This is a genomic window from Achromobacter sp. 1011811831 (genome assembly GCF_059760905.1).
Window position 1 is genome coordinate 1 of record NZ_JCBANG010000107.1, and the last position, 19,050, is coordinate 19,050.

Annotated in this window: 20 protein-coding genes; 5 read left to right on the plus strand and 15 right to left on the minus strand. The window is 68.9% G+C overall.

The genetic code is table 11. From position 1 onward, the window contains the following. The 5 genes from AC6LJ9_RS26955 to AC6LJ9_RS26975 all read right to left on the minus strand — a co-directional run. Positions 1-290 (minus strand): DUF4880 domain-containing protein (locus AC6LJ9_RS26955; protein ID WP_498149926.1); only part of this gene is annotated, 290 nt, incomplete at its 3' end. Next, positions 287-808: an RNA polymerase sigma factor gene (locus AC6LJ9_RS26960; RefSeq protein ID WP_158658502.1), complete on the minus strand. Its 522-nt coding sequence runs from the start codon at positions 806-808 to the stop codon at positions 287-289. The genes AC6LJ9_RS26955 and AC6LJ9_RS26960, both read right to left, overlap by 4 nt. A 66-nt stretch (positions 809-874) precedes the next feature. Beyond that, entirely contained in the window at positions 875-1,543 is a 669-nt protein-coding gene (locus tag AC6LJ9_RS26965; protein ID WP_498149927.1) for a secretin and TonB N-terminal domain-containing protein, read from the minus strand. A gap of 128 nt (positions 1,544-1,671) precedes the next feature. After that, the gene (locus tag AC6LJ9_RS26970) at positions 1,672-2,907 is read right to left on the minus strand and encodes a cyanate transporter (RefSeq protein ID WP_498149928.1); all 1,236 of its coding nucleotides are present in this window, start codon (positions 2,905-2,907) and stop codon (positions 1,672-1,674) included. Between the two features lie 4 nt (positions 2,908-2,911). After that, a complete protein-coding gene (locus tag AC6LJ9_RS26975; RefSeq protein ID WP_498149929.1) occupies positions 2,912-3,385 on the minus strand; it encodes a nucleoside deaminase in 474 nt (157 codons plus the stop codon). Positions 3,386-3,542: 157 nt separating this feature from the next. Here AC6LJ9_RS26975 and AC6LJ9_RS26980 point away from each other — a divergent pair, with 157 nt between their 5' ends. Beyond that, the gene (locus AC6LJ9_RS26980) at positions 3,543-4,430 is read left to right on the plus strand and encodes a LysR family transcriptional regulator (protein WP_498149930.1); all 888 of its coding nucleotides are present in this window, start codon (positions 3,543-3,545) and stop codon (positions 4,428-4,430) included. Here AC6LJ9_RS26980 and AC6LJ9_RS26985 read toward each other — a convergent pair. The 8 genes from AC6LJ9_RS26985 to AC6LJ9_RS27020 form a co-directional block, all read right to left on the minus strand. Beyond that, positions 4,417-5,382, minus strand: a complete 966-nt coding sequence (locus AC6LJ9_RS26985) for a Bug family tripartite tricarboxylate transporter substrate binding protein (RefSeq protein ID WP_498149931.1) — start codon at positions 5,380-5,382, stop codon at positions 4,417-4,419. The genes AC6LJ9_RS26980 and AC6LJ9_RS26985 overlap by 14 nt on opposite strands. Before the next feature lie 61 nt (positions 5,383-5,443). Beyond that, positions 5,444-5,788 carry a carboxymuconolactone decarboxylase family protein gene (locus AC6LJ9_RS26990; RefSeq protein WP_498149932.1) on the minus strand — a complete coding sequence of 115 codons (345 nt, stop codon included), beginning with the start codon at positions 5,786-5,788 and terminating at the stop codon, positions 5,444-5,446. Between the two features lie 98 nt (positions 5,789-5,886). Next, positions 5,887-7,083: a mandelate racemase/muconate lactonizing enzyme family protein gene (locus tag AC6LJ9_RS26995; protein WP_498149933.1), complete on the minus strand. Its 1,197-nt coding sequence runs from the start codon at positions 7,081-7,083 to the stop codon at positions 5,887-5,889. A 170-nt stretch (positions 7,084-7,253) separates the two neighbouring features. Beyond that, positions 7,254-7,844, minus strand: a complete 591-nt coding sequence (locus tag AC6LJ9_RS27000) for a cysteine dioxygenase family protein (protein ID WP_498149934.1) — start codon at positions 7,842-7,844, stop codon at positions 7,254-7,256. Between the two features lie 149 nt (positions 7,845-7,993). Beyond that, positions 7,994-9,046, minus strand: coding sequence for a hypothetical protein (locus AC6LJ9_RS27005; protein WP_498149935.1), 1,053 nt, complete (start codon positions 9,044-9,046; stop codon positions 7,994-7,996). A gap of 460 nt (positions 9,047-9,506) precedes the next feature. After that, complete coding sequence (locus AC6LJ9_RS27010) at positions 9,507-10,181, minus strand: NUDIX hydrolase (RefSeq protein WP_498149936.1); 675 nt, start codon at positions 10,179-10,181, stop codon at positions 9,507-9,509. A 163-nt stretch (positions 10,182-10,344) separates the two neighbouring features. Then, a complete protein-coding gene (locus tag AC6LJ9_RS27015; protein WP_498149937.1) occupies positions 10,345-11,916 on the minus strand; it encodes a nicotinate phosphoribosyltransferase in 1,572 nt (523 codons plus the stop codon). A 43-nt stretch (positions 11,917-11,959) separates the two neighbouring features. Then, positions 11,960-12,835: a ribose-phosphate pyrophosphokinase-like domain-containing protein gene (locus tag AC6LJ9_RS27020; RefSeq protein ID WP_498149938.1), complete on the minus strand. Its 876-nt coding sequence runs from the start codon at positions 12,833-12,835 to the stop codon at positions 11,960-11,962. 293 nt (positions 12,836-13,128) lie between these two features. Between AC6LJ9_RS27020 and AC6LJ9_RS27025 the strand changes: the two genes are divergently transcribed. Further along, positions 13,129-13,887, plus strand: coding sequence for a SapC family protein (locus AC6LJ9_RS27025; RefSeq protein WP_498149939.1), 759 nt, complete (start codon positions 13,129-13,131; stop codon positions 13,885-13,887). 8 nt (positions 13,888-13,895) lie between these two features. On the opposite strand, the gene AC6LJ9_RS27030 is transcribed toward AC6LJ9_RS27025, so the two are convergent. Together AC6LJ9_RS27030 and AC6LJ9_RS27035 are read right to left on the minus strand one after the other, a co-directional pair. Next, the gene (locus tag AC6LJ9_RS27030; protein ID WP_498149940.1) at positions 13,896-14,420 is read right to left on the minus strand and encodes an Aq_678 family protein; all 525 of its coding nucleotides are present in this window, start codon (positions 14,418-14,420) and stop codon (positions 13,896-13,898) included. Positions 14,421-14,640: 220 nt separating this feature from the next. Beyond that, positions 14,641-16,143, minus strand: a complete 1,503-nt coding sequence (locus AC6LJ9_RS27035) for a sigma-54 interaction domain-containing protein (RefSeq protein ID WP_498149943.1) — start codon at positions 16,141-16,143, stop codon at positions 14,641-14,643. A 339-nt stretch (positions 16,144-16,482) separates the two neighbouring features. Between AC6LJ9_RS27035 and AC6LJ9_RS27040 the strand changes: the two genes are divergently transcribed. The 3 genes from AC6LJ9_RS27040 to AC6LJ9_RS27050 form a co-directional block, all read left to right on the plus strand. Beyond that, positions 16,483-17,883, plus strand: a complete 1,401-nt coding sequence (locus AC6LJ9_RS27040) for a GntP family permease (RefSeq protein WP_498141344.1) — start codon at positions 16,483-16,485, stop codon at positions 17,881-17,883. A 22-nt stretch (positions 17,884-17,905) separates the two neighbouring features. Then, positions 17,906-18,697 (plus strand): 3-hydroxybutyrate dehydrogenase, encoded by a 792-nt coding sequence (locus AC6LJ9_RS27045; protein WP_498149941.1) that lies wholly within the window; start codon positions 17,906-17,908, stop codon positions 18,695-18,697. Between the two features lie 49 nt (positions 18,698-18,746). Then, a partial coding sequence (locus tag AC6LJ9_RS27050) for a CoA transferase subunit A (RefSeq protein ID WP_498149942.1) occupies positions 18,747-19,050 on the plus strand: 304 nt, incomplete at its 3' end.

The following is a 19,050-nucleotide window of genomic DNA, read 5'->3' on the forward strand; positions in this document are numbered from 1 at the left end:
GCCCCGGCCAGGCCCGCGCGCAGCATCACCCGGCGGCCGGGCCGCGCCAGCGCCGCCGCCGCCGCGCGCGGATGCGCGGCGCGAAACGCCCTGCCGGCCTGCCCGATATCCACCCAGGCGCGCCGCGCCCGCTCGAACGCCGCCGCATGCGCGTCGCTGTGCGCGCACCATTCCCGCAACGCCAGCGCGTCGCGCCGCGTGGCCTGCCCGGACTGGATGCGCCGCACCCAGGCCTCGGCCTCGCTGTCCAGCGCCTTGGCGCCCGATTTGAAGTAGCGGCTGAAAATCATCGATCCGACCTTGAATACGGCAGGCGCGCGCGGCAATAGGCCTGCGCGTGCTGCAGCTCGCGCTCCACCATGCGCACCGAAATGCCATGCCGCGCCGCCAACTCCTTTTGCGTAACGCCGTCCAGGCGCGCCGCCAGCAGGATCTCGCGCTGACGCTCCGGCATGCGCTCCAGCGCCCGCATCAGGGTCTGCAGCGCCTGGCGGTCCTCCGCGATCTGCGCCGGGCCGGGCGCGGCATCGGGCGTCAGCCCCAGGATCTCGTCGGCCTCGGCGCGCGTCAGTCTTTCATCGCCCGAGCGCGCGTAGTCGGCGGCGATATGGAAGGCCATGCGGTAGATATAGGCCTCGGGCTGCCGCACCGCCTCGGGCGCGGCGACGCCGTCCAGCTTCAGGTACGCGTCCTGCAACGCGTCGCCCGCCAGCTCGTCGTTGCCCAGACGGGCGGAAAGACGGCGCTTGAGCCGGTCATAGTGGGTGACCAGCGACTTGCGCAACGAAGCCAGGCCGCCGTCCTTCATGGGGCCGGTCCCTGGCATGGCGGACCGGGATGGCGGTCCTGGCGGAACGCATCCGCGCTCTTGCCGTTATGCAAGACAGTCTCCGGTGGCCGCGGCCTGCCCAGGCCGGATCACAAAGGTGATGGGCTGGCCCACGCCCGGCGGCGCGGCCTCGTCCAGTTTCAATCGTCCCAGCCGTTGCGTCAGCAGCTGGTCGCGCTCGGGCGAACCCGTGGAATCCAGCAGGCGCACGCGCCGCACCTGGCCGCTGTCGCCGAACCACAGGCTGACCGCCGCGCGGTAGCTGCCCGGACGCACATCCGGGTCGCCGCAAAGCAGCGCGCGCATGGCGGCCTGCAGCTTGCCGTAATAGCGCTGCCGCGCCGCCAGCGTCTCGGCGGGCCCCGGCGCGACCGCTGCCACGGCGGCGAGCGTGAACGTGTCCGGCGAGCCGTAGCGCGCCTGCAAGCCCGAGTCGCCCAGCATCTGCCGCAGCGCCGATTCAGCCGTGTAGTGCCCCGCCACGCCGCGCGAGCGCCTGCCCGCGACCAGCCCGCTGTCGTACAGCCCGGAATGTCCGGTGCTGGCGGTGAAACGCTGCAGCGCCTCGGCCAGCGGCAGCGCCGGGATATCGAAGAAGTGCAGGCCCTGCGCGCCCTCGGCCGGCGCCGCCTGGCCGCGCGCCGCCAAGGCGGCGACGAGCAGGAGGCAACGAGTCAGGAACCGCGCGCCGCGCGCGCCTCGAAAGTGAGCCATGGCAGGAATAGTCGAACATAGCCGTCGATGCTCACCGCGAGGACGGGAGGCGCCAGTGCTGCCGCAGCATAGTCCGGGCATGTGACGGGTACATGACGCGTCACGGCGCGAGGCCCGCGCCGCCTGCCTCAGGAACCGCCGGAGCGCGCCCGCGCCGCGTCGGCGCGCGGCGCGGCCATCGCCCTCGCGTAACTGGACGGCGCGGCCCGCAGATACAGCGCGGCGACGACGGCGACGCAGGCCAGGTGCAGCAGCCAGCCGTCGCGAAAGCCCCCGGTGGCTTCGCGCAACGCCGCCACGATCCAGGGCGGCGCCGCCGCGATCAGGAAGCCGCCGCCCTGCACATAGGAAGACAGCACGCCGGCGCGCAAGGGATCCGGCAGATGGTCCAGCGCCACGATCAGCGACAGGGCGAAGCAGCCGCCCAGTCCCGCCCCCAGCAGCATGGCCCAGGCGATGGGCGCCGCGTCCGGCCGCCACGCCAGGGCGGCGAAACCCGCCGCCTGCAGGACCAGGGTCAGCCACAGCCAGGGCCGGCGGTCCTCGTGCTTGCGGGCCAGCACCGGCAGCAGCAACGCCGCGGCCGCCTGGCATACCGTCAGGGCCGCGAGCAGGCTGCCGCTGGCCGCCGCGCTCCAGCCCCGTTCCTGATAGAACGGCGCCAGCCACGCCACCACCGACGAATAGCCGCCGTTGACCAGGCCGAAGCAGGCCATCAGCAGCCAGACGCGCGGCCGCGCCAGATAGGTCGCGGCCGCCATGCGGCCGGAGCGGACCGCCTCATCGGGCGGCAGGCTGCGCGCCGCCAGCGCCAGCGCGAGCAAGGCGGGCACTGCCATCCAGGCCAGGCCGACGCGCCAGTCGCCGCTGGCGGTGGCCGCGAGCGGCGACAGCTGCGCGCCCAGCGCGCCGCCCGCCATCAGCATCGACGAATACAACCCCATGACCACGCCGACATGTCGCGGGAACTGCCGCTTGATGATGCCGGGCAGCACGGCCTGCACCACCGCCGCGCCCAGGCCCAGCATGGCGGCCGTGCCGATCAGCTGCCAGCCGGCCGAGGCCCATAGCCGCAGCGACGAGCCGGCCGCCAGCAACGCCAGCGCCAGCAGCACCGCGCGCCGACCGCCGAGGCGCGCCTGCACGGCCGGCCCCGCGAAGGCCACCAGCCCCATCAACAGCATGGGCACCAGCGTCAGCAGCGACATGCGCTTGAGATCCAGGCCGGTATGCGCGCCAATATCGGCGGCCAGCGGGCCGATGCCGGCGATGAAGGGCCGCAGGTTCAGCGCCACCAGGGCGATGGCGGCCAGCAGCAGGCCGGCGGACGCGGGGTCCCCGGCCCGGGTTCCTGCACGCGCCATCGCTTCATGCCCACCGGTTGATGGCCTGCTGCCATTGCGCATACAGCCCGGGCCCGCCCTGCTCCGGCACCGGCACGTGCCGGATCCGCATGGACTGCTCTTCGAAGGGCCTGGCCAGATCGGCGTAGACCGCCGCCGTGGACAGCCCGTAAGGCGCGCCGTCGTCGTTCGAATAGGCGTAGGCCACCTCGCGGATGCCCGCCAGCCGCATCGCCGCCATGCACATGGGACAGGGATGGCCGCTGGCATAGACCGCGCAGCCGCTCAGGTCCGGCGAGCCAAGCTTGCGGCTGGCGGCGCGCACGGCCATCAGCTCGGCATGCGCGGTAGGGTCGTGCGACACCAGGATCTCGTTGACGCCGGTGGCCAGCACCTGGCCGTCGCGCACCAGCACCGCGCCGAAGGGACGCCCGCCGGCGGCGATGTTGGCGCGGGCCAGCTCGATGGCCATGTTCAGGAAATGCAAGGTATCGCTCATGTCTTCTGCTCCGGGTTCGCGCGGCGGCGGGCGAGCGGCATCCGCGCCGTCGTCCGTGCTGACTATAGCGAGCGGGGGTAATATTTAAAAATTAAATATTCAGATCAATCGAATCCATTTTCTGCATGCCCCGCATGTGGAAGGTCCTCACGCCGCCATGCTAGATCCGCGCCTGCTGCGTTCCTTCGTCGGCATCATCGACGCGCAGAGCTTCACCGCCGCCGCCGACCGCCTGAGCATGACCCAGTCCACCATCAGCCAGCAGCTCGCGCGGCTGGAGGAACAGGTCGGCTCCGCCCTGGTCGACCGGACCGCGCGGCCGATCGTGGCCACGGCCGCCGGCGAACGGCTGCTGGGCTATGCCCGCAGGATCCTCGCCCTGCAACAGGAGGCGCAGGCGGCGCTGGGCGATCCGGCCGGCACCGCGCCGCTGCGCATCGGCGTGCCCGAGGACCTGGTCAACGCGGCGATGGCCGCGACCTTCCGCGATTTTTCGCGGCGCCATCGGGAAATCCATCTGGACGTGACGGACGGCCTGAGTCGCGACCTGACCCAGCGCTACCGGAGCGGCGAATTCGATATCGTCATCGTCAAGGAGGCCGCCGCCGGCCCCGACTGCCGGGCCTCGTTCCCGGAACCCATGGCCTGGTTCGAAAGCCTGGACGCGCCGCGCGCCTGGCCCGATCCCGTGCCGCTGGTGACGTTTCCGCCCGGCGGGCTGTACCGCGACGCCATGTTCGAACGCCTGGAACGCGAGCGGCTGCGCTGGTACAACGCGTTTTCCGGCAGCAGCCTGCACAACGTGCTGATCGCGGTCGAGGCGAGCATCGGCCTGTCGCTGCTGCCCCGCAACGCCGTGGCCGGCTATCGCGTCCGGCCCCATGCGCGCTTTCCCGCCGAGGCGCCGATCGTGGCGTCGATCTACGCCAGGGAGCGCGAGGGCATCGTGGGCGAGCTGGTGGAGCTGCTGCAGGCCGTATTGGAGCGCAGGCAGGGCGGCGCGCCCGGCGCGAAGACAAGCCGCCCCGCGCTCAGTCGGCGTTGACGCCCAGCGCCGGGATGGCCTGGTCGTAGAACGCGAGGTCGGCGTCCAGCTTCTTCTTGAACGCGGCGGGCTCGCTGCCGACCGCCACGCCACCGACCAGGGCCAGCCGCTCCTGCATTTCCGGGCTGCGCAGGATCTGCATCACCGCCTGCGCCAGCCGCGCCGAGATCTCGGACGGCAGCGCCGCTGGCCCAAGCAATCCGTACCAGGCGGACACTTCATAGCCCGGCAGCTGCTCGGCGATCGCCGGCGTGTCCTTCAGGAACGGCGAGCGGCTGGCGGTCGTCACGCCGATGGGTCGCAGCTGTCCCGCGCGGATATAGGACAGTGCCTCGCTTTGGAACACCAGCGACGCCGTGCCGCCGATGACGTCCGAGATCGCCTGCGTGCCGCCCTGATACGGCACGCTGACGATCCGCACCTGGGCCATCTTCTTGAAAAGCTCGCAGGCCACGAAGGGCGACGCGCCGATGCCGGAATGGGCACAACTGAGCTGGTCCGGATGCGCGCGCGCGTAGCGAATCAGTTCAGCCAGCGTCTCGATGGGCAGCTTGGGATTGACCGCGAGAAAGTTGGGGATTTCCACCAGCTGGCTGATCGGCGTCAGGTCGCGTTGCAGGTCGTACAGGGGCTTCTTGTAGAAGTACTTGTTGAAGACGTTGGCGGTCGTGCCGAGCAGCAGCGTGTAGCCATCCGGCCGGGCGCCAGCGACCTCGCGGGTGCCCAGCATGCTGCCGGCGCCGGGCTTGTTCTCGACGATGATGGTCTGGCCCAGTTCCTTGGCGAGCTGCTGGGCCAGGCTGCGGCCCAGCGCGTCGGCGGTGCCACCGGCGGTGAAGGGCACCACCAGCCGGATGGGCTTATCCTCCGGCCACGCGGCCTGCGCCAGCGTCGAGAGGCTGGCCGCGCAAGCGAGCCCGATCAGTTTCAGCAATAGGATTGCCGCTTTCATGTCTGTCTCCTTGTTGTGCCTGGGCGCGCGACCCCGCCGCGCCGCCATTGCCGATGCCGGTCTACGCCTGCTCGAACTGGTTGTAGGCCTCCAGCGCGCGGGCCGAGTACACATAGGCCGCGCCCGCGTTCAACGCGATGGCCGTGCCCAGCGCCTCGGCGACCTCCTGCTGACTGGCGCCGGCCTGCCTCGCGGCCGCGGCATGCGAGGCAATGCAGCCATCGCAGCGGGTCGTCACCGCGACGGCCAGTGCGATGAGCTCCCGGGTCTTGGCGTCCAGGGCCTGGCCCTCGCCCAGCGCCCGGTTGAGCCCGGCGTAGGCCTGGACCACGGCGGGGTTGGCCTGCGCCAGCGCTTTTGCGCCTGTCCGCAAGTTGGCCAGTTGATCCGTCCAGTTGTTCATCATGGTGCTTGCTCCTGATAGAGGGAGGATGAGCGCGGAGCATGGACACCGCATGGCCGCGCCCCGGGGAAAAAGCGGAAACAGGAATCCGACAAACCGGGTCAGTGCTTGCGCGCGTAGATCAGCCCATGCGGCTTCGGCGGATGCGCGCGCAATGCGGCCTCGTCGGGTTCGGTGCCCCACCCTGGCCGGTCGGGCACGATCAGGTGTCCATCGCGGTACTGCGGCGCGTGCGTGAACAGCGCGTCGTCCCAGGCCAGGCGATCGATATCGGTTTCCATGATGCGGAAGTTCGGCACCGCCGCCGCGAAGTGCGCGTTCATGAACGTGCACAAGTGCCCATAGAAGTTGTGGGGCGCGACGTTGACTTCGTGGATATCACACAGGTCGGCCATCTTCATCGCTTGCCAAGCCCCGTTCCAGACGGTGTCGATGATGGCGACATCCACGGCCTGCCGCCGCAGGAAGGGCAGCAGCTCGCGTCCGCCGAACAGCGTCTCGCAGGAACTGATGGGAAAGCGACTCTGCCCGCGAATGAACGCCAGCGCGTCCGGGCTGTAGCTGTCCAGCTCGACCCAGAACAGGTCGAAATCCTGGATCGCGCGCAGGATCTTCAGATAGCCCTCGGTCTTGGCGTGGAAGTTCAGGTCGACGAGGATGTCGATGTCATCACCGGCGCCGCGCCGCAGCGCTTCCAGCGTGGCGCGCAGATTGCGGATCACGCGGCTGTCCACGTTCAGCTCAGGCGAGAACGGCGAGGAAAACCCGGGCCGCCAGGCGAAGGACGGGCCTTCGTCGTGGATGAACAGGTTTGTTTTCAATGCAGAGAAGCCGCGCTCGCGCACCTGGGCCGCTGCCGCCTCGACGCCGGCCAGGTCGGTGATGGCGGGGCCATAGTGCTGCGGATGGTTGATGCGCCATGCCGGACAGTGCGACCAGTACACGCGCAACGCGTCGCGCACCTTGCCGCCCAGCACCTCGTAGCACGGCACGCCCAGGCGCTTGGCATGGGCGTCGAGCAGCGCGTTTTCCAACGCGCCGATGCCTTCGCCCACGACCCCGCCCGCCGCGGGCCGGGTGCGGGCGTAGACGTCCGCGTAAAAGCGCTGCGGCCCGGCATAGGACTGCCCGACGATGGCGCCCGCCAACTGCGCGATCACCGCCGACACGCCGGGTGATCCAAAGCCCTCGTCGTATTCGCTCCAGCCGGTCACGCCGGCATCCGTGCTGACCTTCACGAAGTGGTAATTGCGCCAGCCGGCATCGCAGGCCAGCGTTTCGACAGCGGTGATCTTCATCCTCTTCCCCTTTGCATGCGTCCCGTGAGCCAGGATCTTGATTCCCTATTTCTTCCAGCCATTCTCAGCGCCTTTCCCTGGCAGGGAAACTGACACTTTGAACAGGGTGCGAACCGTGCGCGGACGCGCGGCGACGCCGGCGATGGCGCGGGACTTGCCCGCCGCGCGCCTCAGTCCAGGCGCGCGAACCCGGCCGCCGCCGCGTCGGCGTTGGCGTATCCCGAAACGAAGGCGCGCCGCGCGCCGGTATCAACGTCGTAGACATGGCGCGGGATGCGGCCGATATTGCCGCCGTAGATGTGGATGCTGATCGAGACCCGGTCATCGCAGGCATTGCTCACGCGGTGGATATCGCCCTGCCGCGGCGACACGCGGTCGACATCGCCGGGCAACAGCACGGACTCGCCCAGCAGCCGCATGGGCGCCGCGCGTTCATAGCGCTCCGCGCGCTCGGCGCCGCGCAACATGGCGATGACGCCCCAGGTCATGTGATCGTGAATCGGCGTGCGCTGGCCGATCCCCCAGACGAAACTCACCACCGAGTAGCGTTCGCGCGGATCGCAATAGAGCAGGTATTGCCGATAGTGGACGGGATGCGGCCGGGCGGCCGTCTCGGGCAGCCAGTCATCGCGGGACACGAGCCGCCGCGCCCCGTCTTCGACCCGGTCGAGCAATGCCGGCGGGTCAAGCCGCGCGCGGAACGCGGCATCGACCGCGCCGAGGAACTGGTTGAAAGCCGGCTGTTGCGCAAGCGTCGTCATGGCTGGTGCCCCCGTCATCGCCGATGCGGGCGCGCCGCCGCGCCCTGATCAAGCGAGGCCAGAATATCACCGGAAGCCGGCCATCAAACCATTATTCGGGATCTATATCCTATTTTTTGATACTCAATTACGTATCCCGCCAGCGCCCCTTACTTCCCCTTGCCCAGCGACAGCGGCACGCCCCAGATTGGATCTTCCATGCCCTGCCTGCCCAGCGGCGTGATCTGCATGGGCTGCATTCCGGACAGCATCTCGCGGTGCTTGTCGCTGACGTTCACGCGCCGCGCGATCAGCTGCTGCGCGAACTCCATCGGCGCCGGACGGGTGTAGACGGTCAGGTCTTCCAGCGGGCATTCGATCATCTTGGGATCGACCGCGCGGCAGGCCGGCTGGCGGAACTTGTAGCTCGGCGTCTTCAGGTGCATGCGCTGGCTCAGCACCAGCTGGCCGCCCTTCAGCGTGAAGCTGGCCAGCGCCTGCGCCGGCGGGATGCGCGCCTGCACCTTGATCGCGGGAATGTCGCGCGAATCGGTCTGTTCGTAATAGCCCGCCGGCATGCCCGCCGAGGTCTCGTTGTATTGCTGCTCGCCCCAGCTCACGCAGGCGCCCGAGGCCGCGTGCACGGCGGTGCAGACCTGGCGCGTCTTGGTCTGGGTATGCGTGGTGGCGTCGCGCCACGCGGCTTCCCGGTAGAACTGGCGATACAGCTCGGGCGACAGATAGGCGGTGCCGTTGGCGCCCCGGCCCGATCCGACCGGCCCGCTGCGCGCGCCGACCTGGTCCAGCAGGGCGTTGAGCTTGTAGTCGTCGCCACCGGTCAGCAGGTACTTGCCAGGCGGCAGGATGTGCACCTCGAACGCGCCGAACAGATAGGTTTCCTTGGGGTCGCGCTTCAACGAGTTGGTCTGGAACTTGCGGCTGAAGGTCACCCTCGGCTCCTGCGCGTGCATCCAGATGACGGTCGGCGTCCATTGCGTCATGGTCAGCGCGTCCTTCAGCGACGCGTGCGGCATGATGTCGGCCACCAGCACCACGGCCATGTCGTCCTTCAGCGCTTCGCCGATCAGGTCGAGCAGCTGCGCGTAGCGCGGGTCGTCCATGGTGCCTTCCTTGCTCGTCATGAATGACGGGCCGACGCAGCCCGTCAGGGTCAGCGTGAGCGTCAGGGCGGTCAAGGCGTGGCGCGGTCGCGGCAGGGTCATGGGTCGGTCCTTTGGGGCTATGCGTGATGGGATCGTCGAGCGCGCATCCTAATGGGAGGGGACCGGATCACAAAGCGCGCGCTGCGCGCTGAAACATGGCCCGTCGCGCCTGCCTGGCGCCGCGCCGCCGCGCGCGGCGGGCCGTGAATGCCGGGCATCGCCAGCGCTGGCAAGGGCCATGACGGCTTCGCGCCGCGCGGTTGGCGGCCCGAGACCCGCGCCCGGACGCGAAAGATATTGTTGCGATTGTTTCTCGGCTGGCGCGCGCGGCGTGCCTCGCGCGCGACGCGGAACCGCGCTTCCAGCCCACCGCGAGGCCCGCCTGCCCGTGCTGCCGCCGGCACATGCCATCGCTGTCGGACGATGCCGGCCTGAGCGCGCGGCCGCGCCGGCGGCGGGCGCGGCGCGGGCCCTGGCGCTGGCGTAGCGCCGTCCGATCCCGCGCTACGGCGACGCCCGTTCAGCGCGCCAGGTTCTGGCCGAAGTCCGTCAGGGGCTCGGCCAGCCGATAAGCCTGCGCCGGCCGGTAGGCCGCCGGCACGATGCGGGTTTCCTTGAGCGCGCCCGTTTCCAGGATCTTGCGGCGGAAGTTGGCGGCATTCATGCGATGCCCGGTCACGGCCTCGAAGGCCGCCTGGACCTGGGGAATGGTGAATTCGTCGTGCAGCAGGTGCGCGACGATGGACGTATACGCCGACTTCGCGCGCAGGCGCTGCGCGGCCAGCGCGATCAGGTGGTTGTGGTCGAACGCCAGCGCCGGCAGCGCCTCGACGTCGTGCAGCGTGATGCGGCCGTCGTCCGCCAGCGGTTGCAGCGCGTCGGCGGCATGCAGCGCCAGGTACACCACCGACGCGGACCAGCCGCGCGGATCGCGCGCCGGGCCGGACTCGGTGCAGGCCTGCTCCAGGTGGGCCGGCTCGAAGCCCAGCTTCTCGCGCAGCACGCGGCGGGCGGTCTGGTCCGTATCGGCGTCTTCGTCGACGCGCACATAGCCGCCCGGCAGGGCCAGCCGGCCCTTGAACGGCGCCGCCGCGCGCGGCGCCAGGGCCACGTGCAGGCGCTCGTCGATCAGGGCAAGCAGCGCCACGTCCACGGTCAGGATGGGGCGATCATGGGCGGTGGCGGTCTTGGTCATCCCGGGGCTCTGGAGAGGGCGAGGGACGGAATCGCATGCGCCGATTCCATCGCCTCTGTTTGCGCGGATGTCTCGTCGCGCAAGTATGACAGGCTTGTTTTCAACATGCGACAACGTCGCGCGCCGGCCCGCCACCGGGCGGAGCCAGGGCGCGCGGCGCTGCTCAACCGCCGTTGCGCAGGCGGGCGCGGATCTCGGCCAGCGTGTGCTCGCGCACCAGCTTGCCGTCGACGAACACGTCTTGCAGCAGGCCGCCGGCCTCCTGCTCGGGCGTCTGGCGATCATGCAGCACGTAGTCGCCGCCCTCGCGCTCGACGCGCAACAGGCCCACCGCCGATTTCTTGGTGCCGCTGTCGGTCTTGGGATCCTTGGACAGCTCGCGCGCCTCGCCATTGACCATGCCCCAGGTGGCCTTCATGGCCATGCCGAAGCTGTCGCGGGTCAGGTATTGATAGCTGTAGGAGCCGACGCCGAACACGCAGTTGGTCGAGGCATAGCCCTTGATCCGCAGGCGTTCCAGGATCCGCTCGGCGCGGCTCAGCGTGATCGAGTCGCCGTAGATCAGGCCCACGCGCGGATGCAGCACGCGAAAGCCCCTGGCGGTCAGGTCGCCGCCGAAGATGTCCCACAGGCATTCCACGGCGCCCTTGCGCTCGGCCTCGGTGATCTTGCCGCCCGTGTCCTTGACGGTGTACATGCCGTCCGCGTCGGCATCGCCCGCAAGTTCGTCCGGCAGGTAGCCCGTCAGGATCTTGACCGGATCACCGGAATCCGGCCGGAACACCACCTTGGCCTGGCCCAGCGCATTGGGCGCGCGCGCCAGGATCTCGGCCTTCAGCGCGCTGGCGTATTCGGTGATGACCTGCCAGAAGTCCCAGGTGTCGGACACGATGGACACGATGCCCGAGGGATAGACCTCGGTGATCAGCCGGCGGAAGGTGCCGATCTCGTCCAGCTTGCCGCCCATGCTCATCACGCTGTGCTCGGTCGCCGGCACGCTGCCGCCCACCAGTTCGCGGTCGGCATCGGCGCCGTAGTACAGCTCGGCGTAGTCGATGGCCGCGACGGTGTCGGTGCCCGTGAACGAGCACAGGTGGGCGAAGCCGGCACGCATGGAATCCTCGGGGCCGGACAGGCCGCGCGCCGAGAAATCGTGCGCCTGCCAGTCGATGAAGGCGGCGTCGGCGCCGGTCAGGTCGGCGTAGGCCTCCAGCAACCGGCGGTATTCATGGGCGATGGTGGCCACCGTGATCGGCTTCCAGTTGAAATTGGACAGCACGGTTTCCAGGTAGTTGGTCAGCCAGGCGAATTCCTTGCGGGTTTCGCGCACCGTGAACAACGGCACCTTGATGTTGACGCGCGACCCTTCGGGCAGCGCCTTGATGCGCACGGGCAGGTAGCCCAGGTCGTGCAGGGCGGCGATGTGGTCGACCGGCACGGCGCCCGGGCCCAGGGCGTTGTCCATGCGGCGCCGGTACTGGCGCACGGCCTGCGCCTTGGGCAGGCGGAAGAAGCCGGCGTCGAAGGCCTGGATCAGGAATTCCTTGACGAAGCCCTGCAGGCCCACGAACACCACCTTGCCTTCGAACGGCGCCAGGCCCGAGCGCAGCACGGGCGCCAGCCGGTCGGAACGCGCCGTGAAGTTCGAGTAGACGCTCTCGGTGCCGGCCGGGTATTGGAAGATGTGGCCGCTCTTGTAGAAGTCGATCTGGGTCAGGGGATTCAGGGTGGACATGGTTCTGCTCGACGGGGTTGGGTTGTTCTGTGTGGATTCGGATTCACGCCACGATGGCAGCAGTCGGCGCCGCATCGATGGCCTGGAAAATGCCGCCGCGCGGCGTCCAGAGCGCGGAATCGCGCGGATAGGCCGTGTACAGCCTTGCGTAGTCCCGCAGCGGCGCCACACCCTTGGTGCACAGGCCATGCGTCACGTACAGGCCCAGCGGCCGGTCACTGTGCCGGCGCAGCAGCGCGGCCAGCGCGACGAAGGTGCCGCCGCCGTCGCAGATGTCGTCCACCACCAGCAGCGGCAGGTCCGGCACCTCGTCCAGCACGCGCGCGCCGCTGAGCTTGCCCGTGGCGGTATTGCGCAGCTTGGCGCAGCACACCACCGGCGCGCCGAAGCGTTCGCCCAGGGCCAGCACGCGCTTGTGCGCGCCGGCATCCGGCGCCACCAGCGCCACGCCGCCGGAAAATTCAGGCAGGGCCAGCACCTGGCCCAGGAAGCCCTCGGCCGACTCGATCTCAACGCGGTCCAGCAAGGCCGGCGCGACCGTACTGTGCGGGTCGGCCACCACCACGCGATCGAATTTCATGGCGTTGATCAGGCTGCAGAACACCTTGACCGACAGCGGCTCGCCCGCGACCGTGACGCGGTCCTGGCGCGCATACGGCAGATAGGGCAGCCGCAACGTCACGGCCGCGCCCTCGCCCGCCACGCGGCGCAGCGCGTCGTTCAGCAGCAGCAGGTCCATGACCGCGTCCGAGGAATAGATGCGGGCATCGATGGTGTAGGCGCGCCCGGCTCCGCCCGCGCCCTCGCCGATCCAGACATGGCGCTCGCCGCCGGGAAAGCCGAGGAAGCGGACCGGATGCGCGACGGCCTGGCCATCGCTGCCGGCGTAGGAAAGTTCGATGCGGGAGAAGTCGGACATGATTGTTTAGTGTTTATTGCGATTTACGATTAAGTATAGCGATCGCGGCCGGGATGTCAAATTTGTACGCGACTGCCGTCTCGCGATATGGCAAGTTTCATCCCCTGTCTCAATCGACTGGCGCTTGCCCTGCGGCGACAATGCGGTGCTGACCGTATCGACCGGCAACCATCCGGCACTTCAGGGTCCCGGCAACAATTCGCAGCAACGTGCCATCAAAGACGCGACGTCTTCCGATGAGGCAAGCCGTGGCAACAACATGCAACCCCGCACTCTCTGATTCCTCCGAGACCATGACTACGCAGACTTCGCTTCCCCTGTTCTACGAACAACCCCGGCCCCTGGCCCCCGGCGCGCACGCCAACCTGTCGCTGGCCGGCAATACCGGCTTCGGCTACGCCGCCAAGACCAACGCCGTGCCGCTGGTGGCCACCGAGCTGCCGATCGCCTGCCGCCATTTCCCCATCGTCTTCACCGACGGCGACCAGCCCACGCCCGTCGCGGTGCTGGGCGTGCGCGGCCAGGAAAACCTGTTCGTCGACGCGCAGGGCCAATGGCGCGCCGGCGCCTACATCCCGGCCTACGTGCGCCGCTATCCCTTCATCTTCATGGAGAACGAGGACCGCAGCCAGTTCACGCTGTGCGTGGACGAGAAGGCCGCCTCGGTGGTCGAGGGCCGCGACAATCCCTTCTTCGACGAGGCCGGCGAGCCCACCGACCTGGCGCGCAGCGCGTTGGAATTCTGCCGCGACTACCAGAACCAGCACGCCTACACGATGGAGTTCGCGCGCGCCCTGGCCGAGGCCGACCTGCTGGTCGAGAATCGCGCCGACATCACCCTGCCCGATGGCCAGCGCCTGGCCATGTCCGGCTTCAAGGTGATCGACGAAGCCAAGTTCAACAAGCTGCCGGACGAGGAATTCCTGCGCTGGCGCGCCAATGGCTGGCTGCCGCTGGTCTATTGCCACCTGCTGTCGATCAACACCTGGCCGGCGCTGATCAACCAGCTGCAACCCGCGGCCCAGGCCGGGGAAGCCGCCGCCGAGGCGTGACAGGCCAGTCAGGACAAGGGCCGGCGATCATGCCGGCCTTTTTTCATGTGTATGACGTGAACGAGCCAGCGCCGGCCCGCGCCGGCGAGGCCGGCCGGGCCCTGGCCTGCACACGCGTCAACCCGGCGTTCGATGATCTGTCCGCCGCAATGGGTAAAGCACTGGTCATAGGTCGAGCTGCATTGCAGCTCGCCGATGGGCTGGGAATGCTGCTGCGTGCCGAGCAGCACGCCATTGTTGGCGCCGCGCTGGCATGCCTTGCGGTCATCGGCCGAGGACGCGCCCGCCAGGCAGGTGGCGAGCTGATTGCTGCGCGCCAGTTCCGTCGTGGCCGCCTGCTGCGCGCCGGTCTGGCTGACGCCGGCGCGGCAGGTCTGCCGGGCGACCTCGCAGGTGGCCAGGCACTGCCGGCCGGCCTCGCTGGCGGGCGGAACATAGTCATAGGTGGTACAGCCGGCCAGCGCGATCGCCAGTAGCGCCGCGCAACGCCGCGCGGCGGGAATGAGGAAAGGCGGGAAAGAGAGGGATGTCATGCAGCGGTGATTTCACGAAAGTGGTGTGGAGTCACAATCGTGCAGGCGCGCATCGCGGTCCGGGGCGGATCCGCTTCCCGTCACGCGGGCGCAGGCACGGGCGTACTTGCCCGCGCATCACAACATGGCGCGCGCCACGGCCTTGCGCTGCCGGGTAATGCATTGTGAAGACTTGTCCCGCCGCCGGCCACGATCTTCACGAATGCGGCAGCGTCCGCCCTCAAGTCGCCGGCTGCGTGGGAATCTGCAGCGCGGCCAGCTTCCGGTACAGGGTCGCCCGGCCGATGCCCAGCGCCCGCGCGGCGACGCTCACCTGCCCTTGCGCGGCATCGAGCGCGTCCAGCAGGAGCTGCCGCTCGAACGTCCTCATGGCCTCGTCGTAGCGCATGGAACCGCCGGCCGGCGCCGTCGCGGACACGGCGCCAGCCGTTGCGGCGGCTCCCGCCGGCGCCGAGGCCGCCGTGGACGCCCGCCCCTCGCCCAGGAACCGCGCGAGCGCGCGGGCGTCAATGCGCGGCGCATCCGAGAACATCACGGTGCGCTCCAGCGTGTTGTGCAGTTCGCGCACATTGCCCGGCCAGCCATGCGCCTTGAGCAGGCGCAAGGCGGCCTCGTCCAGCTCCAGGTGGCCGGTATGGTGCTGGGCGCACAGCTTGTCCAGCACGCTGTAGCTCAGCGTTTCGATGTCGGACAGCCGCTCGCGCAGCGCCGGCACCGGAATCGTCAACACATTGAGCCGGTAGTACAGGTCGGCGCGGAACCTGCCCTGCGCCACCATGGCCGGCAGATCCATCGAGGTGGCCGCGATGATGCGCACATCGGCGTGCACCACCCGGTTCGAGCCCAGCGGCTCGAATTCCTTTTCCTGCAACGCGCGCAGCAGCTTGCCCTGCAGCGGCAATTGCAGATCGCCGATTTCGTCCAGGAACAGCGTGCCGCCGTGCGCCAGCTCGAACTTGCCGACGCGGCCCTTGCGGTCGGCGCCGGTGTAGGCACCGGCCGCCGCGCCGAAGAACTCGACCTCCAGCAAGGTGTCCGGAATGGCGGCGACGTTGACGGTGACCAGCGGCTTGTCGGCGCGGCCGGACGCGCCGTGGATGGCGTGCGCCAGCAGCTCCTTGCCCGTGCCGGTCTCGCCCAGCAGCAGCACCGGCGCGTCCAGCGGCGCCGCGCGGCGCGCCAGGCGCTTGACCTCCAGGCTGGCCGGACTGTTGCCGACGAAGCTGGAAAAGTTGTACTTGGCGCGGCGCGCCTGCGCCTGCGCCAGCGACTGGCGCGTGGCGATCAGCTCGGCCTGCAGGCGCGAGTAGTGGCTGAACAGCGGCGTCAGCGCCTTGAGCTCGTCGAACAGCGCGAAGCCCACCGCCCCGATCACATTGCCCCGCAGGTCGCTGATCGGCAGGCGCGTGACCACCAGCGGGTCGCGCCCCGTCTCCATGATGTCGAGCAGGATGGGCTCGCCGGACGTGACGACCTCGCGCAGCAGGCTGTTGGGGATGACTTCCTCGCAGTCCTTGCCGATGGCGTCCTGCGGGTCGGAGAAACCGAAGCGCGCCGCGTAGTGCTGGTTCATCCAGACGATGCGCGCGTCACGGTCGACCACCACCGTGCCTTCGCTCGACCGGTCCAGCATGTCGAACAGCGACCGCATGGTGAGCGCCCGCACGGATTCGTAGTCGGTCAGCAACGCATTGCCGGCGCGGGGCTCCACGCTGGATTCCATTTCGGCACGCATCGCGCTGTCAGGCACGGCTGTCTCCCAGTTTCTCTATATCGAGACGATCAGTCTCATTATTGATACAGCCTTACGCGCCCGTATCGCTCTCTGATGAACAGCGAACAGGCACATTTTCGGGCATGGAGCTTGCGTCCACGTCCCGATATTGGGACGAATTGTACCCAGCGGCGCGCGCGGAACCGGGCCGGCCACGCGCCAGATCCTGGATTTACCGCAAGAAACCTCGCTTTTTCCCAAGCTGGCACGGCTTTTGCTACACGATGTAATCCGCCACGCGCGGACGCTACACACAACAACGAGCTACACGGAACCATAGGAGACAGTATGTCGTTCCTCATCGTGATCGCCGCCCTGGCGTTCCTGATGCTGGTCGCCTATCGCGGCTACAGCGTCATTCTCTTCGCGCCGGTCGCCGCCCTGGGCGCCGTCCTGCTGATCGATCCCAGCGCGGTCGCGCCGATCTTCTCCGGCATCTACATGGAAAAGCTGGTCGGCTTCGTCAAGCTGTACTTTCCCGTGTTCCTGCTGGGCGCCGTCTTCGGCAAGGTCATTGAGCTGTCGGGCTTCTCGGAATCGATCGTGGCCGCCGCGATCAAGTACATCGGCCGCTCGCGCGCCAACGCGGTGATCGTCGCCGTGTGCGCCCTGCTGACCTATGGCGGCGTCTCGCTGTTCGTGGTCGTGTTCGCGGTCTACCCCTTCGCCGCCGAGCTGTACCGGCAGAGCAACATCCCGAAGCGGCTGATGCCCGGCGCGATCGCCCTGGGCGCGTTCAGCTTCACCATGGACGCCCTGCCCGGCACGCCGCAGATCCAGAACATCATCCCCACCACGTTCTTCAAGACCACGGCCTGGGCCGCGCCCGCGCTGGGCGTGATCGGCGCGATCTTCATCATCGTCGTGGGCCTGACCTATCTGGAATGGCGCCGCAAGAGCGCCGCGGCCCGTGGCGAGGGCTACGGCACCTCGCTGCTGAACGAGCCCGAGCGCGTCGACACCACCGATCTGCCCAACCCGATCCTGGCGATCTCGCCGCTGATCCTGGTCGGCGTGGCCAACTTCGCGCTGACCCGGCTGATCCCGCAATGGTACGGCGCCCAGTACACGGTCGACCCGCAGGTGATCCCCGGCGCGCAGGCCGCGCTGAGCGTCGCCACCAAGGGCGTCGTGGCGATCTGGGCCGTGCAGGGCGCGCTGCTGCTGGGCATCCTGCTGGTGTTGCTCACGGCCTTCCGCCGCGTCTATGAGCGCTTCGCCGCCGGCACCAAGACCGCCGTGTCCGGCGCGCTGCTGGCCACGCTGAACACCGCGTCCGAATACGGCTTCGGCGGCGTCATCGCCGCCCTGCCCGGCTTCATCGTCGTCAGCGACGCGCTCAAGAGCATTCCCAACCCGCTGGTCAATGCCGCCGTCTCGGTCTCGACGCTGGCCGGCATCACCGGCTCGGCCTCCGGCGGCATGAGCATCGCGCTGGCGGCCATGTCCGACACCTTCATCCAGGCGGCCCAGCACATGCAGATCCCGCTGGAAGTCCTGCACCGCGTGGTCGCCATGGCCAGCGGCGGCATGGACACGCTGCCGCACAACGGCGCGGTCATCACGCTGCTGGCCGTCACCGGCCTGTCGCACCGCGAGTCCTATCGCGACATTTTCGCGGTGACCCTGATCAAGACGCTGGCCGTGTTCGTGGTCATCGGCGTCTTCTACCTGACCGGCCTGGTCTAGGCCTGAGCGGAGCATCCCCATCATGACCGACATCACCTCCAAGCCCCTGGCGGGCAAGACCGCCCTGGTCACGGGCTCGACCAGCGGCATCGGCCTGGGCATCGCCCAGACGCTGGCCAACGCCGGCGCCAACATCGTGCTCAACGGCTTCGGCGACGCCCAGGCGGCCGTCCAGCAGATCGAAGCGGCGGGCGTGCGCGCCCTGCACCACGGCGCGGACATGAGCCGCCCGGCCGAGATCGAAGACATGGTCGGCGCCGCCATCAAGCACTTCGGCGCCGTGGACATCCTGGTCAACAACGCCGGCATCCAGCACGTCTCGCCGATCGAGGCCTTTCCCGTGGATCGCTGGGACGCCATCATCGCCATCAACCTGAGCGCGGTCTTCCACGCCATGCGCGCCGCGCTGCCGGCCATGCGCGAACGCGGCTGGGGCCGCATCATCAACATCGCGTCGGTGCACGGCGTGGTCGGCTCGGCCGGCAAGTCGGCCTATGTGGCGGCCAAGCACGGCGTCATCGGCCTGACCAAGGTCGGCGCGCTGGAAACGGCGGACAGCAACATCACCGTCAACGCCATCTGCCCCGGCTGGGTGCTGACGCCGCTGGTCCAGCAGCAGATCGACGCGCTGGCCGCGCGCGAGGGCCTGAGCGCCGAAGACGCCAAGCGCCGCCTGCTGGGCGAGAAACAACCGTCCGGCCAGTTCGTCACCCCGCGGCAGATCGGCGAGCTGGCGCAGTTCCTGTGCTCCGGCGCGGCGGACAACATGCGCGGCGCCGAGCTGAAGATCGACGGCGGCTGGACCGCGCAGTAAAGCGTTTGACCATCAGTAGTCTCGATACTGACAACGAGGAGATAAGGGTATGGACAAGGTTTATGCAAGCGCCCAGGAGGCGCTGGCAGGCATCGTCAAGGACGGCCAGATGATCGCCGTGGGCGGCTTCGGCCTTTGCGGCATTCCGGAAGCGCTGATCGCTGCGCTGCGCGATTCGGGCGTCAAGGACCTGACCTGCGTGAGCAACAACGCCGGCGTGGACGGCTTCGGCCTGGGCCAGCTGCTGAACACGCGGCAGGTGCGCAAGATGATCGCGTCCTACGTGGGCGAGAACAAGGAATTCGAGCGCCAGTACCTGTCGGGCGAGCTGGAGCTGGAATTCACGCCGCAGG

What these genes read in the sequence shown, in the direction of transcription:
- AC6LJ9_RS26960 (WP_158658502.1), bottom strand. Translation starts at nt 808, where the DNA reads ATGAAGGACGGCGGCCTGGCTTCGTTGCGCAAGTCGCTGGTCACCCAC.
- AC6LJ9_RS27010 (WP_498149936.1), bottom strand. Translation starts at nt 10,181, where the DNA reads ATGACCAAGACCGCCACCGCCCATGATCGCCCCATCCTGACCGTGGAC.
- AC6LJ9_RS27020 (WP_498149938.1), bottom strand. Translation starts at nt 12,835, where the DNA reads ATGTCCGACTTCTCCCGCATCGAACTTTCCTACGCCGGCAGCGATGGC.
- AC6LJ9_RS27000 (WP_498149934.1), bottom strand. Translation starts at nt 7,844, where the DNA reads ATGACGACGCTTGCGCAACAGCCGGCTTTCAACCAGTTCCTCGGCGCG.
- AC6LJ9_RS27030 (WP_498149940.1), bottom strand. Translation starts at nt 14,420, where the DNA reads ATGACATCCCTCTCTTTCCCGCCTTTCCTCATTCCCGCCGCGCGGCGT.
- AC6LJ9_RS27025 (WP_498149939.1), top strand. Translation starts at nt 13,129, where the DNA reads ATGACTACGCAGACTTCGCTTCCCCTGTTCTACGAACAACCCCGGCCC.
- AC6LJ9_RS26975 (WP_498149929.1), bottom strand. Translation starts at nt 3,385, where the DNA reads ATGAGCGATACCTTGCATTTCCTGAACATGGCCATCGAGCTGGCCCGC.
- AC6LJ9_RS26990 (WP_498149932.1), bottom strand. Translation starts at nt 5,788, where the DNA reads ATGATGAACAACTGGACGGATCAACTGGCCAACTTGCGGACAGGCGCA.
- AC6LJ9_RS27040 (WP_498141344.1), top strand. Translation starts at nt 16,483, where the DNA reads ATGTCGTTCCTCATCGTGATCGCCGCCCTGGCGTTCCTGATGCTGGTC.
- AC6LJ9_RS27035 (WP_498149943.1), bottom strand. Translation starts at nt 16,143, where the DNA reads ATGGAATCCAGCGTGGAGCCCCGCGCCGGCAATGCGTTGCTGACCGAC.
- AC6LJ9_RS26985 (WP_498149931.1), bottom strand. Translation starts at nt 5,382, where the DNA reads ATGAAAGCGGCAATCCTATTGCTGAAACTGATCGGGCTCGCTTGCGCG.
- AC6LJ9_RS27015 (WP_498149937.1), bottom strand. Translation starts at nt 11,916, where the DNA reads ATGTCCACCCTGAATCCCCTGACCCAGATCGACTTCTACAAGAGCGGC.
- AC6LJ9_RS26965 (WP_498149927.1), bottom strand. Translation starts at nt 1,543, where the DNA reads ATGGCTCACTTTCGAGGCGCGCGCGGCGCGCGGTTCCTGACTCGTTGC.
- AC6LJ9_RS27005 (WP_498149935.1), bottom strand. Translation starts at nt 9,046, where the DNA reads ATGACCCTGCCGCGACCGCGCCACGCCTTGACCGCCCTGACGCTCACG.
- AC6LJ9_RS26980 (WP_498149930.1), top strand. Translation starts at nt 3,543, where the DNA reads ATGCTAGATCCGCGCCTGCTGCGTTCCTTCGTCGGCATCATCGACGCG.
- AC6LJ9_RS26970 (WP_498149928.1), bottom strand. Translation starts at nt 2,907, where the DNA reads ATGGCGCGTGCAGGAACCCGGGCCGGGGACCCCGCGTCCGCCGGCCTG.
- AC6LJ9_RS26995 (WP_498149933.1), bottom strand. Translation starts at nt 7,083, where the DNA reads ATGAAGATCACCGCTGTCGAAACGCTGGCCTGCGATGCCGGCTGGCGC.
- AC6LJ9_RS27045 (WP_498149941.1), top strand. Translation starts at nt 17,906, where the DNA reads ATGACCGACATCACCTCCAAGCCCCTGGCGGGCAAGACCGCCCTGGTC.